This window comes from Nitrospira sp. MA-1, assembly GCA_032139905.1.
Lineage (GTDB): Bacteria > Nitrospirota > Nitrospiria > Nitrospirales > UBA8639 > Nitrospira_E.
Genome location: JAQJDB010000007.1, coordinates 1,260,223 through 1,276,228, shown reverse-complemented (window position 1 = coordinate 1,276,228; position 16,006 = coordinate 1,260,223). Strand labels below are relative to the sequence as shown.

Sequence of the window (16,006 nt, the reverse complement as noted above, 5' to 3'; positions counted from 1 at the left end):
TAAAATCGCATTCTTGATATACTAAAAAGTAGGATTTAACATTTTCAACTCGCTGGATAACCCCCATGACCAATGACCTTGCTCCAGAATTCAACCACCCAACGTTTCGCTTAGCAGTGGCCCAGTTCGATGAGGCAGCCCACCATATGAATCTGGACTCAGGTCTCCTTGAGCGACTCAAAGCCCCTCAGCGGTCTCTCTGTGTCAGTATCCCTGTCCGGATGGATAACGGACAGGTTCAAGTCTTTCGTGGCTATCGAGTGCATCATGATGTAGCCCGCGGCCCCACCAAAGGCGGCATTCGTTACCATCCAGACGTCAGCCTTGGCGAAGTCGCAGCCTTGGCAATGTGGATGACCTGGAAAACAGCGCTAGCCGGGTTGCCATTTGGTGGAGCAAAAGGCGGGGTGGCGGTCAATCCTTCAATGCTTTCAGCCGCAGAATTGGAAGGTGTGACCCGCCGTTACATCGCAGAAATCTTTCCGTTATTGGGCCCGGACAAAGATATACCCGCCCCCGACATTGGGACCAATCAGCAAGTCATGGGGTGGGTGATGGATACCTACAGTCAGCAGGTAGGATATACCGTCAGGGGAATGGTCACCGGGAAACCAATCTCAATTGGAGGCACCCTTGGCCGGGAGGAGGCGACAGGGCGTGGAGTGGTGGATGTCACGTTGGAAGTCCTACGTAATTTTGGTCTGTCTACTTCAGACACAACTGTGGTCATTCAGGGGTTTGGAAACGTCGGATCCCATACTGCACGAATTCTACATCAGGAAGGCGTAAAAATATTGGCAATCAGCGATCAGTTGGGCGGGTTGTACAACAAAAAAGGTCTGGATATCCCAGGAATTCTTTCTCATCTGGCCACCGAGAAAGCGTCGATCCCTTCTCTCACGCAATTTGGTGAACCGATTAGTAACGAAGAGTTACTCATGTTACCGTGCCATGTGCTCATTCCAGCTGCCGTGTCCGAACAAATCACGGTTAACAACGCTTCTGGCATTCAATGCCAGTACCTTATCGAGGCAGCCAACGGCCCAACAACTCTGGAGGCCGATGCCATTTTGAGGGAACGAGGAATTTTTGTGGTTCCGGATATTCTCGCCAATGCAGGCGGAGTGATCGTCTCGTATTTTGAATGGGTCCAGGACGCCCAACGTTTTTCGTGGCAGGAATCAGATATTCACAGCCGGCTCAAAAACATCATTACCGTAGCGTTTCACCGTATCCTCAAACATGCTGAGGAGAAAAAACTGACAATGAGAACCGCCGCATTAATCGCAGGAATTCAGGAAGTCGCTCAAGCCCACCAATGTCGAGGATTGTACCCCTAGTTCATACATTCTAAATCCTGGCGAGGGGGGGACTCTCTAAATGAGTTCTTCACCATAGATCTTCATGACGGTTGAGAGAAATTCAAGAGCCTGAGGTCTCGGCCGTTGAAAGGAGTTTCTCCCAATAATGGACCCGAATCCTCCACCATCCCGTATTCCTCTTGCTTCATCAAAAATTTTCTGATCTTCCCCTTTGGCCCCGCCCGAAAAAATGACAATACGCCTTCCCTGAAATGTACTCTGCACCACATGGCGGATACGTTCAGCTGGCGTGCCAATGGGAATTTTTTCGGATTCGTATACTTTTTTAGCAGCCGCTTGCTCTATATGATTCGATGGCACCTTCACTTTGACGATATGGGCCCCTAGTTGGGCGGCAATTTGCGCGGCATAGGCAACAATATCAATTCCCGTCTCCCCTTCTTTGCTCAGTCCAGAACCTCGAGGATATGACCATACAACTACCGCCAATCCATGGGATTTGGCCTCTTGAGCAATTTCCCGCAAATGGTTATACATCTCTTGGCTATGGGCAGACCCTGGATAAATCGTATATCCCACCGCACAGCATCCTAACCGCAGGGCATCATGGACGCTGCCCGTAATTGCGGAATTAGGATCTTTGCTCTCAAACAGCGAATCATTATTGTTCAATTTCAGTATAAGGGGAATTTGACCGGCATATTCTGCAGCTCCGGCCTCTAGAAATCCGAGAGGAGCCGCGTAGGCATTACATCCGGCATCAATGCCAAGCTGGAAATGGTAGTGAGGATCATACCCTGCAGGATTGACCGCAAAACTTCTGGCTGGACCATGCTCAAAGCCTTGATCCACCGGCAGAATAACTAAGCGACCAGTCCCGGCCAATCGTCCCGTCATCAATAAACGGGCAATATTTGCAAGCACTCCAGGGACATTCCCCTCATAATTTCGTAAGATTTCCTTGACTCGTGGCGTGATTACGTTGGGTTCCTTCACAAAAATTCCCTCCCTTTCAACATAGTACCTTCTCTTTGTTCAGACCCTCGCCTGTAGTGTAGAAGACCTCACGGCCTAAGACAATAATAACAATTCTCCCACATCCGTTACGGTCATTTTTCAGATTGTTCCACCTGTTTTCTTAGAGCAATGAGTTCTTGTTCCATCGCATCAAACCGTTCAGCAATCGGATCTGAAATATTAGCATGATCCATGGTCGCTTCTGGCACCCGGTCTCCAATGGTTTTGATAATACGGCCAGGTATCCCAATGACTGTTGAATTCGAAGGAACTGACCGAAGAACAACTGAATTGGCTCCAATTTTTACAAAATCCCCAATCGTAATATTCCCTAGCACTTTTGCTCCGGCTCCGACAACGACATGATTACCCAATGTAGGATGGCGTTTACCCCGTTCCTTGCCGGTTCCTCCGAGTGTGACGCCTTGAAAGAGGGTGACAGACTCACCAATGACGGCAGTCTCGCCAATCACCACCCCCATTCCATGGTCAATAAAAAATCCGCGTCCAATCTGCGCTCCTGGATGAATTTCTATACCGGTTAGCCACCGGGCCAGTTGCGAAATCAACCGAGGGACAATCGGAACATTTTTCTTCCATAACCAATGCGCTACCCGGTAGGCCAATAACGCATGAAAACCCGAGTAGGCCAGCAACACCTCCCAACGACTGGTTGCCGCCGGATCGCGCTCAAAAACAGCGTGAAGATCTTCAGTAATTCGTTTAACCAACCGCATAGGCCCACCATATGGATATATCCCAAGAAGTAGAAGGTGGTATCATTTCATAACGGCGAGATACTTTCAATGAGACAAATTGCCAACGTGGCAATACCTTCTGCCCGTCCAATCATTCCAATTCCCTCTCCACTTTTAACTTTAACATTTACCTGAGAAGGAGAAACCTGCAGCACGCCTGCAAGACTCTCTTGCATCGAAACCATATACGGGGCCAATTTCGGAGCCTGGGCCAGAATAACCGTATCCAGATTCACCAAATAAAATCCTTTTTCACGAAGGGTTTGAGCGACACTCCGTAGCATCACCAAGCTGGAGAGATTTTTGTATTCCGGATTACTGCTTGGATAGCGTGTTCCAAGATCTCCTTCTCCCATAGCTCCCAGAATGGCGTCGCAGACGGCATGGGTCAGAGCATCAGCATCGGAATGGCCATCCAACCCTTGTGTATGTGGGATAGCCACGCCACCTAGAATCAGTGGACGGCCCTCTTGCAAGGGATGAATGTCATAACCTTGGCCAACTCTCATATTGAATTAGGAATGAGGAGAGAAAGAAAACACACCTGATGAATTCTAGCTAGAGGTTTCACCCTCGGCTTCCCATCGTTTTCAAAATAGCTTCCCCCAGAACCAGATCATCCGGTTTGGTCACTTTTATATTAAAACAACTTCCCTCCACTACGGAAACGGGGTATCCCATCCGTTCGATGAGGGCAGCATCATCGGTGACGGCCCATTGATGGAGTTGAGCCTGTTTATGTGCCTCTACGAGCCAGTCATACCGAAACACCTGGGGAGTTTGAATCTGCCAGAGTTCCTCCCTTTTCAATGTCTCTTGAATAATCCCAGAATGATCGACCCGTTTTACGGTATCATGAATTGACATCGCCACCACCGCAGCCCCTGTTTGCCCGGCCCGGTCGATCACATTCCTAACAATGGGCTGGTCGATAAAGGGACGGACACCATCATGGACCAGAACTCCGTCAGGTTGATCGGAAATGGCCTCAAGTCCATTTCTGACAGAATCCTGGCGCCGTAGTCCTCCCGCCACAACTTGAGTGACTTTCTTCAATCCAAAGAGCTGCACTATTTCACGCCGGCAATAATCCAGATCCGAAGCCGGCACGGAAAGAATCACTTCGCGGATACACTCGAGATGTTGAAAAACTTTTAGTGAATATACTAGGAGAGGTATTCCTCCAAGAGAAAGGTATTGTTTGGGAGTGTTTCCCCCCATGCGGATACCAAGACCCGCGGCGGGGACGACCGCCACAACAGAATTAAACACGCGAAAAGCTTAACTCCTCGTGTTCGGTTTCTTCTTTCAGACGGGTAAAGATCATTCGGCCAGCACTTGTTTGCAGGACACTTGTGACAATCACATCCGCATTTTTGCCGATCCATCGTTTGGCGTGGTCAACCACCACCATGGTGCCATCATCTAAATAGGCCACACCTTGCCCTGACTCTTTCCCCTCTTTCAAGACAAAGACTCGAATCGTCTCACCTGGGAGTACCACCGGTTTCAGCGCATTACAGAGGTCATTAATATTGAGCACTCTCACGCCTTGGATCCCAGCTACCTTATTCAGATTGAAATCGTTTGTGAGCACTTTTGCATCCATCTGCTTTGCCAGTTCAATGAGTTTCGTATCCACCTCTTTCACATGAGGAAAATCATCCTCTACCAGTTCCACCTTGACATTGCTCACTTTTTGAAGAACATTCAAAATATCCAACCCTCGCCTTCCACGAGCCCGCTTTAATCCGTCAGAGGAATCGGAAATATGCTGTAACTCCTGAAGAATAAAATGCGGAACAACAAGGGTTCCCTCGATAAAGCCCGTTTCGCACAGATCTGCAATCCGGCCGTCAATAATGACGCTGGTATCCAGAAGTTTTTTGATGCGAACGGAATCCCTATCTCCAGTTGAAATAGTTGGTGTGTCCCATCCTTCAGTGGCAAATCGGACTCCCATGATCAATCCCCAATAGGGAATTCCCAAAAAGAACACCAAGCTCGTCAAAATATTAAAGATGGAATAAGGAAAGCGTGCGCCGAATCCCGTCACCGACCCAATCAGTCCTGCCACAAGGAGACCAACGATTAATCCGCCCCCTCCACACAAGACAAACGGGAAAGACATAACCTTCAATCTCTGTTCTACGGCCAGAATTATTACGCCGACTGCGGCCCCTATTCCCGCGCCGAGGAGCAGTAAGACTGTCTGTCCGTCAGTTTCCCCCCATGCCAAGGCCATGCCCAGAACCACAGCAATAACCAGAAATATCATTCGCAACACCATAAGAGATTCTCCTTCCCTAGATCGGTAACTCAGACCGCAGGAACGCTTCAGCTTTGGTCACATCCTCCTGACTGCCAATAAATAGAGGGACTCTCTGGTGAAGGGCTTTGGGAATGAGTTGATTGACAGACCCGCCTCCCGTACTCCCCAAGCCACCGGCCTGTTCAACCAAAAATGATAGGGGGGCGGCTTCATACATGAGCCTCAATTTCCCCTCGGGGTTTTTCTTTTCTCCCGGATACATATATAAGCCACCCTTGCATAGAACACGATGCACATCAGCCACCAAACACCCGGAATAACGACTGGTGTAGGGTCTGCCTGTCTGGACATCGACTTCTTGTAGATAGTGAAGAAATTGCTGTGTGCCGGTAGACCACTTTTGGTGATTGCCTTCATTCACACTATAAATTTTCCCACGTTTGGGGATTTGAATATTCCTGGCTGAGAGAAAAAATTCACCTGCCTCCTGATCCAAGGTAAATTGGTGAACCCCATGGCCGCAGGTATAGACTAACAGCACACTCGATCCATAGAGGATATATCCAGCCGCAACTTGGTCGCTCCCTTTTTTTCGCAGGGCATCTTCAGAAGTGGGAAACCCCTCAACGGAAAGTCGATGAATAGAAAAAATTGACCCTAAGGACGCGTTCACATCAATGTTAGAGGAGCCATCCAAAGGATCCAAAAAGACCGCATATCGCCCTTGACCATCAGCTTCTTTAATGAGGTAGGGTTTTTCCATTTCCTCTGAAACAAGCGTACTCACCAGTTCCATATGCTCAAACACATCCAGGAATATCTGATTGGCTCGTTCGTCCAACTTTTGGACCTCTTCGCCTTGAACATTAATCAACCCTGTAGAACCCAGAAATTGACTCAATCCGGCTTTTCTCAGATCCTGGGCAATCAGCTTCCCACCCAGGGCAATTTGCATGATGATACGAGAAAATTCTCCGGAGGTTCCGGGAATAAGCGCTTGCTCACGAAAGGTATGTGTCGATAAGGAAAAACGCGGAGTCATCAATCACGATCCAAATGGAATTCTAGAGGATTTTCATTATATGCTTTTCCGCATAAAGGAGCAACGCACGTTTGACAGAAATATGGCTTCGATATTGAAAAAACTCCAATGACGGACTCGGCTGCGTTGTTGAATGAGGAGCCTGAATGACGGACATCACCAATCGTTGATCCGATCGACGATGCCATCACCAGGAATGATTGAGAATGGGCTCAAAAACAAACTGAAATCGAAAAAGTGAAATACCGTGATAAGAGTTAGACCGTGGAGCCGGCTGTGGCTTCAGAAAGTTGTCCTTCCAGATAGGACTGGATTTGAGTGAGATGAGCGTGAGAAGTGGCTTCAAAGCGAAGGACTAATGCTGGTTGAGTGTTTGAGGCTCGAATCAGACCCCACCCTTCATCGAATCGGACACGAATGCCATCAATCGTAATGATGTCACGAATGGGTAAAGGTGAGGTCTTCAGATTCTGTGTGCTGGCCGCGTGCTTCAACCGATTTTTGACGATTTCTACCAATGAAAATTTCTGATCATCCGGACAATCTACCCGAATTTCAGGCGTCACCACCGTTTGGGGAATATCCGCCAACAGGGAAGACAATGGCTTTTTCCGCTTCACAAGAATTTCGATTAGCCGACAAGAAGCATAAATAGCATCGTCATACCCATAGTACCGATCGGCAAAGAACAGGTGACCCGACATCTCTCCAGCGAGCAACGCTTTTTCCTCTTTCATTTTGGCCTTAATGATGGAATGTCCGGTCTTCCACATAATACCCCGTCCACCTTGTTTGTGAATATCGTCATACAACCCCTGTGAGGCTTTCACCTCTGAAATAATGGAACACCCTGGATTGGTATCCAGCACATCCCGGGCAAAAAGAAGCAACAACCGATCACCCCACATAATTTGGCCCTGTTCATCAATGACGCCAATTCGATCAGCATCACCATCATACCCGATTCCCACATCTGCTCCGATTTCTCTGACTTTTTCAATCAGGTCCTTAAGATTATCCAGCACAGTGGGGTCTGGATGATGGTTGGGAAAATGACCATCAAGATCGCAATACAATCCGGTCACATCGCATCCCAATTGCTCTAAAGCTTCCTTGGCCACTAGAGAAGCCGCCCCATTCCCACAATCAATCACGACCCGAAGCCCCTGTCCCCTCAGCAAAGAAAAATGGTCTTGTAAAAATTTAAGATATTCGGGAATGATGGTTTGCGTTAAAACCGTTCCTGACCCAGATGCGAACTCGCCACTTTCAAAAATTTTCTGTAATTCTTGAATATCATCTCCGTATAAGGCTTCCTTGCCTATACACATCTTGAACCCGTTATACTCAGCAGCATTGTGGCTGCCGGTAATCATGATGCCCCCGTCCACATCACAGGAAAACAGTGAAAAATACAGTAAGGGGGTCGCACATAAGCCAAGATCCGATACATTCACCCCTGAACTGGTCAGGCCGGCAATAAGATGATTTCGAAGGGTTGGTGATGTTAAGCGACCATCCCGGCCCACCGTAATATTGCGAACACCACGTGCTCTAGCCAAGGTCGCATACGCACGGCCTATTCGCTCAACCACATCTGGACCTAAATCGCATTCAACAATCCCGCGAATATCATACTCTCGAAAAATTCCCATCTGGCTTTCTTTCCCTCCGAGTCCTACCCAATCGGTCTCAACCTACCAAAATCGTCCTGAAGTCGAACGATATCATCTTCCCCCAGGTAGGGCCCATTTTGAATTTCAATAATCTCTAAAGGGATCCGCCCAGGATTTTCCAAGCGATGCGGAACTTCCCTGGCTATCCCTGTGCTCATGCCAGCCTGCAAATCGTAGATTTCTTCGCCACGGGTCACTCGGGCGGTCCCTGCAATGACCACCCAATGCTCACTACGCTGATGATGAAGTTGAAGGGAAAGCCGTTTTCCAGGCGTAACTTCAATCCGCTTGACCTTGTATCCTTTACCCTCTTCCATGACGGTATAGGAACCCCAAGGACGATCCACGGTTCGGTGCTCTAAATGTTCAGGCGCTCCCTGTCGTTTCAACAGATTGACGACGGCTTTGACATCTTGGGTTCGCTCTTTAGGACAGACCAGAGTGGCATCAGGCGTGTCCACCACCACCATATTATTGAGGCCAATCGTCGCAACGACCCTTCGATCCGCAAATAGCACGGAGTTGCGGCTCCCCAGATCGACAATATTCCCATTCCGGACATTTCCATCTTTATCCAGGGGGACCACTTCCTCCAGGCTACTCCAACTCCCCACATCCGACCAACCAAAGTCTATTGGTACGACCACGCTTCGAGAAGAATGCTCCATCACCGCATTGTCGATGGAAAGCGATTCGACTTTGGCATATACCTTCCGAAGGTAGGAGGGGAACTCCTCACTTCCCATTCGACGCTTAATACCACTTAACAACTTGGATAACGCCGGTTGATGAATGGCTATTTCTGATAAAATCTGTGAAGCTTTCCAGACAAAAATTCCGCTATTCCAAAAATAGTTTCCAGATTGCAAATAGCGCCTGGCAGTTGTGAGGTTCGGCTTTTCAACAAAGCGGCCAACCGAATAGCCGATAAAATCGCCTTTGGTCCCTACCTTCCGCCGCTTCAAAGGCTGAATATAGCCATAACCTGTCTCGGGACGAGTCGGCTGAATCCCAAACGTCACAAGATGCCCCTCCACCGCCAATTCACTCGCAAATTGTACGGCTTGCATGAATTTCTTAGAGGCCTTCACAACATGATCAGCTGGAACCACCACCATTACCGCTTCAGGATCTTGATGTATCAATTGTAAGGCGGCTAAAGCGATAGCCGGTGCGGTATTTCTTCCTTCGGGCTCGAGAATTACATTTTCAGCGATGTCATCTTTCCATTGATTGAGTTGGAGCTTGATGGATTCCGCTTGAACCGCGTTGGTGACAATTGCCATCCGATTCGCAGGAATTTTTTGTAATAGACGCTCAAAGGTCTGTTGTAGAAGGGTTCCTTCTCCCAATATTCTCAAAAATTGCTTGGGAAATCGTTCCCGGCTCAATGGCCAAAACCGGGTACCACTTCCTCCGGCTAAAATCACTCCATAGACATGAGCATTCATAGTTTTTTCCTAAAAAGCGTTTCAACTCCTCCAATGGACCAAATAGAAAACCATAAGTATTTTGGTATGGATTATAAACCCACACCTCAAATTCTCGAATTATGTCGTTCAAAAAGACAATAAAAACTTGTAAAACTACAAAGGGTTTTTTACAGCCAAAATTGTATCGATAAATTCCCGAACAGCTCCCTCACCTCCATTTTTTTTGCATACATAATGCACAACTTGACGGACCTGCTCCACACAATCTGCAGGCGCTGCGGCATATCCCACAGTTTTCAAAGCCTCCACGTCATTCACATCATCTCCAATATAAGCCATTTGTGCAAAAGGAATTTTGTATTTTTCAGACAAATGACCAAGGACCGCCACCTTATCCTTCGCTCCCTGAAAAACCTCGGGAATGCCAAGCTTTTTTCCTCGCCGAGCGACGATTTTGGTGTTTTCCATTGTAATAATAGCGGTGATCAACCCTTGGGCCTGTAGAAGTTTAATCCCCATGCCATCACGGGTGTGAAACTTTTTCAATTCTTCCCCTGATTCCCCATAATACATTCCGGCATCGGTCAGAACCCCATCCACATCTGTTGCAAACAGTCTCAGCGCCTTTAAAACTTTTTTCGGCTTACTTAACGATCGGGGAGAATCTTTTTTTTTGAGAGATTTTACTGTTTTTACCCCTTTGGACAAAGAAGCAATTGATTGGTTTTTTCTCACCTGTTCATGTCCACCTTTCTATTTCCCATTTAATATCCGTTTAGCCTGATGATACTCCTAAGCTTAAAGCAAGCCTTCCGTTAAGACCAGAGGAGGGATAGAATACAAAGGCAGCCAACCTCAAAAATCAATCGTCCGATTTATTATTGTCGCAACCCAGCTTTGCAAAACCGGTTAAAGAGTACCATTACCTGTGAATATTAAAATCCGATTTCTTATGATCCTGGCTCTTTGTTCCAGTCTTCTTGCCTGCTCATCTCCACAATCTCAGGAAAGACTGGACACCGTATTATGTTGGCTACGCCCCTCTTGCCTTCCCTCTGAACTCCCATCCACCAACGCAAGTACGCCTCAGGCCGATATCCCTTCAAACCCAACCGATTCATTCGTTTCCTCAGAAGAGCCTCAACCCATATCTCCGCCGATCTCTACTTCTGAAATTAAAGCTGCCTTGACCTGTCTCACCTCTGCCAATATCACGGTGACGGGATCCAACCCTGTTGTCAACATTTCATACATCGAACCCACAACAAAAGCCAACGGCGAGACGCTCACAAATCTTGCCAAGACTACCATTTACCAAGATATAGGAAAAGGATTAATCAAATATAAAGAGATGAGTGCGACCAATCCAGGAGGGGGGGGGACCATTCAAGAAAAAGTTCTTTTCAACCTTAAACCAGAGGAAACCCTTCATGCCACAATTTGTGTAACCGCCACCGATTCGAATGGCCAAGAGAAATAAAACCTAGCAGATGGGAAATGATTACTTTCTTCAGCCACACGCATCATGAAAGGGTCAAGAGAGAGGTATGTGGATGAGTATTAGGAGATCACTTGCTTAAGATAACTTAATGAAACTTTCTCCTTCTATCACTGCTTGAGCAAAAATCCGCGTCGTTCCATGCACTCACCTATTTCCAACCCCTGAGTGACCGACTTTTTCTTCCAATCGTTCCCCTGCTCTGCGCCAACCTGCGTAACACAGTGTGCATGTGCTTCAGCCGTACCCGTCTCTGCTCTATCGGTGGCAACCCATACCCCTTGCACGCAGTCTCCATAAGGATGGCAAATACGATCAGCACGAGTAGGACCATGGTCGGGGTGGGAATACGATTCCCAAATACTACACCCTCCTATAGACAAAAAAATTAGACACAAAATGAGGGCTCCTCCCCCACATTTTTGCCCAATCATACGTTTACTGATCTCCAAAAAGTCTCAGGTAACATAAGTAAAGAAACCTACCCGATTACATCCTTTTCCATCTCTATCGGACAGCCCAAGCTGAGAAATAAGGCCTGCTGTAAACTCCCCCCGCTCAGGGTAGGGGCATCAACCTTCTCAACTAATTTTCCATCCGCATTAAAAGATTAAGATTCAGCGCGTCTCATCACGACTCATTCAATCTGGCCTTGAAACCGAGCCCACAATAATCCCAGATATTCATGATACGCCAATTCGGCAAGGCGCACACCTGTGGAACTGGGAAAAAAGTTCACCAAAGACCAAAACTGGATGGGAGGAACCCAATGTCCTGTTGATGCCGGGATTGGAATTAGACCCTGTTTCTCAAATAACCTGACCGCGCGTGGCATATGGAAGGCACTTGTCACCAGGATAAAAGGCTCATCATGGACGATTTCCCGAACATAGTGAGGATGATCCTTGGTATCACGGGATTCAACCTCCAGAACCATATCTGCTCGACTGACGCCCAATTCCTCGGCCACCCTACTCATTGCAGTCGCTTCAGGGGACCCATCAAATCCAGTCCCCCCTGTCAGGATGATTTTGCTGCCGGGTAGCAGGCGATGAAGCCGAATCCCCTCCATCAGCCGAACACGGGAATGATAGGACACTTGAAGTTGATAAGGTAACGTCGCATCTCCGGCAATGCCGCTGGCCAGGACAACAATCCATTTCACGGAACCTTGGGCATTTGCGACACCCCCAGGAGGCATAACCTGAGAAAGATTAATTGGAGGATATTGTGATTCCAGCGTTTGTATGATTCTCCCCGACACTCCTTCGTAACCGCTGACGACAAGAAGAATAAACCCCAGGGTAATGAAAACTTTCCCAGCATTTTGCTTCCGGGAAAAACACAATAGGAGAAGCCCAAAAGCAATCATCTCGATACAAAGAGAGAGAGGAGAAAAAAATGAGGCTAAAATCTTTTTAAGACTGAGCATCAAAGATCTCTTCCTCCTATCGATGAAAGGAAAGCTTTGCCTGGTTATTCAGTGGCACCGGTCGATGATTACATGAATTTACGTAAACATCACTTCTTGTTTGGCAAAACAACGGTTAGCCCGGGGACAGCATCATTTTCATCGAGCATGAAAGCAAAAACAGTCATGATCTCTGCCCGAGATGGGGGGAGTTTAAACCAATGATTAAAGTCGCCCTCCTCGGGAAGAGATAAAAAACAGCCATGGCATGTTGACGGTTTTAACTCAGACCAAACACTGAAAGCAGGATCGAAGGAGAACCACCCTCCGAGACAGTATTTTGTGGGTGGAGTGGAATAAGAGTGGAGAGAACAGAATACCTGGCTAGGGAGAAGGCATAGAGCAGGATAAACCCAGATCTTTCTGGTATTTTTTAAAATCCTGGATGGATGCATCAAGGCTTCGTTGAGCAACAAGGATATCTCTCAAAAGATTCCCTTGGGGGGATTGATGAGTCACACAATGAATCTTTCCCCCTTGAAATCCACGACGACTCCGCCTGCACCCATCAAATTCTTTTGGGGCATGCCGGAGACTAAATTTAGCTTCCTGCAATTGGTCATGCTGCCGGACGACCCGGTCCTGAGCGGCCCTCAAAAGAGAGACAGCCTCGGTACAGGAAAAATCCCATACCTCCGGGAGGGCCGACGAGGGAAACAATAGGAGGAACCAGATTATTAGAGACCAAAACCGCATAGACGTCCTCCTCATTTTGAGGAAAAGTGCTAGAATTTCGTTGGCAAACCTGCAATTTTTCTCCCAAGATATCCCGAGGTTTGGACGCCTTCAATAGCCTAAAAGGAGGGACAGCCAAGATGGACTCGATCCCCATGAGTTCTGAACAGTACTCCAACTGAAGAGGCAACGAATGGAGTTAAAGATCTCAGTGTTTCTTCAACACAAAGTGGGCTCGCCGATTCTGCCGAAAACACCGAAGTGTGGACTGAAGACAAAAGGGTTCATGTTTTCCTAAACTAAGGACTCGAATAGAGGAAGCGGTTACGCCTAAATCTACAAGGTAATTCTTCACCGCCATCGCGCGTCGCTCACCCAGAACAAGGTTGTATTCCTCGGTTCCCCGTTCATCACAATGCCCTTCAATCAATACTTCACGAGAAGGATATCGTTTCAGGAGTACCTGAGCGTTCTGCGTCAGGGTAGGAACAGCCTCCTTTTCTATGGAATATTGGTCATAGTCAAAAAACACATCTTCCAACTTCAAGGGGAGAAGGGAGTCATCCGCAGATTGGGCAGTAACACCCGAGTTTATTTCGGGTGGAAGATTCTCTGATTTTGTAGGTTGCGAAACTAGGGGAAGAAGCGGTTCCGGCTTTGGCACAGAAGTGGATGGGGCAGTCCCCAACGAAGGAGGAGAAGAATCGGAAGAGGAAGATTCACTCCTCAAGTCAGCACCATGACTGACGATTGCCACATGATGCCAGGAACTACACCCACTTAGAAGGGCAACTAAAAACCCAAGGACTGCATAATTTCCCTGAAACAACTTCCTCAATGGTGGCCGTTACTCCAATATCCAAAGGCAAGCTCGAAGTTTTATCCCTCCTACGGCCCAATCATCTCCAAAAGTAAATCTATCATACAACTTTCAACAAAAGAGTCAATCTCGGTCGGCACTGTCCTCATGTTTAAACTTGACGGGTTTTTTTTCACATAGGTATGATCGGACTCCTGTCGAGGCATTGCTGTTTAAAGTCACTTTTCTCACCATCTCACGACACAACTAGCTGGGCATCCGTATGATTGACGTTCAACATGTGACCAAACGCTACGGGAACGCAACCGCGTTGGATGACATCTCTTTCTCCATTAACAAGGGAGAAATCGTGGCATTTCTCGGGCCTAATGGCGCAGGAAAAACCACGACCATGCGTATTCTGACAGGGTTTATGCCCCCAACCCTAGGGACCGTTCGCATTGCAGGGTTTGATTGCCTGGAAACACCATGGGAAGTCAAAAAACATATCGGATACCTCCCTGAAACCCCTCCGCTCTATCTGGAACTGACCGTTAGTGAATATTTAACCTTTGTGGGAAGAATTAAACGACTTTCTGATGACCAATTGACAGAACGGATGGATACCATCATCACCCAAACGGGCCTAGCCGATGTTCGGGGACGAGTCATCGGACATCTATCCCGTGGATATCGACAACGCGTCGGCTTGGCACAAGCCCTTTTGCACAATCCTCCCGTGTTGATTTTGGACGAACCAACGACAGGGTTAGACCCGAATCAAATCATTGAGATTAGGGAACTCATTAAAAGCCTGGCGGGATCCCATACTATTATTTTAAGTACACATCTGCTGGCTGAGGCAACTGCTATTTGCCAACGAGTTATTATCATTCACCATGGCCGAATCGTCGCCGTGGACACGCCGGAACAGCTAGGGGCCAAACTCCGTGAATCGGAAACGCTCAGCCTGACCGTAAAGCAATCTGACCCGGACCTGTTGGAGGCGCTTCACCATATTCCCGGAGTCATCCGAGTCTCTCAAGGGGCAACATCTCACACCTATCTTCTGGACACGCTGATGGGCCGTGATATCCGAGAGGAATTGACCCAATTTATCGTCTCACGCAATGTGGGCCTCCTGGAATTAAAAACCCAACCCCTTACCCTTGAGGATGCGTTTAAGGTGCTCACACAAACCAACACTCCCAGCGCTCCCAACCTCTCGCCTGGTGGTCCACACTAACCGCAGATAGCCGGATTACTTTAATTATGACCCCCGTTCACACGATTGTTGCCAAAGAATTACGAAGTGCATTTGTGTCTCCAGTGGTCTATGTCATCGCAGCTATATTTTTAGCCATCGTGGGCCTGTTGGCCTATTCCGCAGCAGCCAATGCGAGTAACCAGGCCATCCGCCTGATGCAAATTCAAAACACCTACGCACAACTCAATCTCAATGATATGTTGTTCAGGCCACTCTTTCGAAGTATCAACCTCATCCTCATGATTATTCTGCCATTACTCACCATGCGTTTGTTCGCCGAAGAACGCAAACTCCGAACCTTCGAGCTCCTTCTCACGTCTCCCATTGGGGTGAATGAAATCGTTTCCGGAAAGTTCATGAGCGTGATAATCGTCTATAGCGGCCTGTTATCACTGACAAGCCTCATCCCCATAACACTGTCCGCCTATGCAACCTTTGATTGGCGACCGATTTATCTTGGGTATGTCGCCCTGTTCCTCCAGGGAGCCCTTCTCATTTCCATCGGTCTGTTTGCCTCGGCTCTGACCGAGAATCAAATTATTGCGGCTTTTTTAAGCTTTGGCTGCATCTTAGGTCTCTGGATGCTCGGGGCGTTGGGAGGCATTGTTGGGGACACCACGGTCGGACACATTCTGTCCTATCTCTCGTTTAGCGAACATTATGAACGATTGATTCGTGGTCTCTTTAATCTCAAAGATATTCTCTATTACGTCTCCGGTATAGCCTTTATGTGGTTTGCCGCTCACCAAGCCGTCGACGCCTACCGATGGAAGTAA

17 protein-coding genes are annotated in these 16,006 nt (G+C 47.8%); 4 read left to right on the top strand and 13 right to left on the bottom strand.

The window, feature by feature from the left end; all coding sequences use genetic code 11:
* Positions 1-65 precede the first annotated feature (65 nt).
* The gene (locus PJI16_18605) at positions 66-1,340 is read left to right on the top strand and encodes a Glu/Leu/Phe/Val dehydrogenase (GenBank protein MDT3779579.1); all 1,275 of its coding nucleotides are present in this window, start codon (positions 66-68) and stop codon (positions 1,338-1,340) included.
* Between the two features lie 36 nt (positions 1,341-1,376).
* On the opposite strand, the gene PJI16_18600 is transcribed toward PJI16_18605, so the two are convergent.
* From PJI16_18600 to PJI16_18560, 9 genes are all read right to left on the bottom strand, one after another.
* Positions 1,377-2,300 (bottom strand): class I fructose-bisphosphate aldolase, encoded by a 924-nt coding sequence (locus PJI16_18600; GenBank protein MDT3779578.1) that lies wholly within the window; start codon positions 2,298-2,300, stop codon positions 1,377-1,379.
* Between the two features lie 131 nt (positions 2,301-2,431).
* Positions 2,432-3,076: a serine O-acetyltransferase gene (cysE, locus tag PJI16_18595; GenBank protein ID MDT3779577.1), complete on the bottom strand. Its 645-nt coding sequence runs from the start codon at positions 3,074-3,076 to the stop codon at positions 2,432-2,434.
* Positions 3,077-3,123: 47 nt separating this feature from the next.
* Positions 3,124-3,606, bottom strand: coding sequence for a 2-C-methyl-D-erythritol 2,4-cyclodiphosphate synthase (ispF, locus tag PJI16_18590; GenBank protein ID MDT3779576.1), 483 nt, complete (start codon positions 3,604-3,606; stop codon positions 3,124-3,126).
* A gap of 58 nt (positions 3,607-3,664) precedes the next feature.
* Positions 3,665-4,369 carry a 2-C-methyl-D-erythritol 4-phosphate cytidylyltransferase gene (gene ispD / locus PJI16_18585; GenBank protein MDT3779575.1) on the bottom strand — a complete coding sequence of 235 codons (705 nt, stop codon included), beginning with the start codon at positions 4,367-4,369 and terminating at the stop codon, positions 3,665-3,667.
* On the bottom strand, positions 4,362-5,387 hold the full coding sequence (locus PJI16_18580) for a TRAM domain-containing protein (GenBank protein MDT3779574.1): 1,026 nt from the start codon (positions 5,385-5,387) through the stop codon (positions 4,362-4,364). The genes ispD and PJI16_18580 overlap by 8 nt, the downstream gene beginning before the upstream one ends.
* 16 nt (positions 5,388-5,403) lie before the next feature.
* Positions 5,404-6,411, bottom strand: a complete 1,008-nt coding sequence (fbp, locus tag PJI16_18575; GenBank protein MDT3779573.1) for a class 1 fructose-bisphosphatase — start codon at positions 6,409-6,411, stop codon at positions 5,404-5,406.
* Between the two features lie 257 nt (positions 6,412-6,668).
* Positions 6,669-8,066, bottom strand: coding sequence for a phosphomannomutase/phosphoglucomutase (locus PJI16_18570; protein MDT3779572.1), 1,398 nt, complete (start codon positions 8,064-8,066; stop codon positions 6,669-6,671).
* A gap of 23 nt (positions 8,067-8,089) precedes the next feature.
* A complete protein-coding gene (locus tag PJI16_18565) occupies positions 8,090-9,538 on the bottom strand; it encodes a mannose-1-phosphate guanylyltransferase/mannose-6-phosphate isomerase (protein ID MDT3779571.1) in 1,449 nt (482 codons plus the stop codon).
* A gap of 135 nt (positions 9,539-9,673) precedes the next feature.
* The gene (locus PJI16_18560) at positions 9,674-10,255 is read right to left on the bottom strand and encodes an HAD hydrolase family protein (GenBank protein MDT3779570.1); all 582 of its coding nucleotides are present in this window, start codon (positions 10,253-10,255) and stop codon (positions 9,674-9,676) included.
* Between the two features lie 193 nt (positions 10,256-10,448).
* Between PJI16_18560 and PJI16_18555 the strand changes: the two genes are divergently transcribed.
* Positions 10,449-11,000: a hypothetical protein gene (locus PJI16_18555; protein MDT3779569.1), complete on the top strand. Its 552-nt coding sequence runs from the start codon at positions 10,449-10,451 to the stop codon at positions 10,998-11,000.
* Between the two features lie 128 nt (positions 11,001-11,128).
* Here PJI16_18555 and PJI16_18550 read toward each other — a convergent pair whose 3' ends face one another.
* From PJI16_18550 to PJI16_18535, 4 genes are all read right to left on the bottom strand, one after another.
* Complete coding sequence (locus PJI16_18550; GenBank protein MDT3779568.1) at positions 11,129-11,452, bottom strand: hypothetical protein; 324 nt, start codon at positions 11,450-11,452, stop codon at positions 11,129-11,131.
* A gap of 203 nt (positions 11,453-11,655) precedes the next feature.
* Entirely contained in the window at positions 11,656-12,450 is a 795-nt protein-coding gene (locus PJI16_18545; protein ID MDT3779567.1) for a YdcF family protein, read from the bottom strand.
* A gap of 363 nt (positions 12,451-12,813) precedes the next feature.
* Positions 12,814-13,185, bottom strand: coding sequence for a hypothetical protein (locus PJI16_18540; GenBank protein MDT3779566.1), 372 nt, complete (start codon positions 13,183-13,185; stop codon positions 12,814-12,816).
* A 187-nt stretch (positions 13,186-13,372) separates the two neighbouring features.
* Positions 13,373-14,002 (bottom strand): OmpA family protein, encoded by a 630-nt coding sequence (locus PJI16_18535; protein ID MDT3779565.1) that lies wholly within the window; start codon positions 14,000-14,002, stop codon positions 13,373-13,375.
* A gap of 244 nt (positions 14,003-14,246) precedes the next feature.
* Between PJI16_18535 and PJI16_18530 the strand changes: the two genes are divergently transcribed.
* Together PJI16_18530 and PJI16_18525 are read left to right on the top strand one after the other, a co-directional pair.
* Positions 14,247-15,209 carry an ABC transporter ATP-binding protein gene (locus PJI16_18530; GenBank protein MDT3779564.1) on the top strand — a complete coding sequence of 321 codons (963 nt, stop codon included), beginning with the start codon at positions 14,247-14,249 and terminating at the stop codon, positions 15,207-15,209.
* A 26-nt stretch (positions 15,210-15,235) separates the two neighbouring features.
* Positions 15,236-16,006 carry an ABC transporter permease gene (locus tag PJI16_18525; GenBank protein MDT3779563.1) on the top strand — a complete coding sequence of 257 codons (771 nt, stop codon included), beginning with the start codon at positions 15,236-15,238 and terminating at the stop codon, positions 16,004-16,006.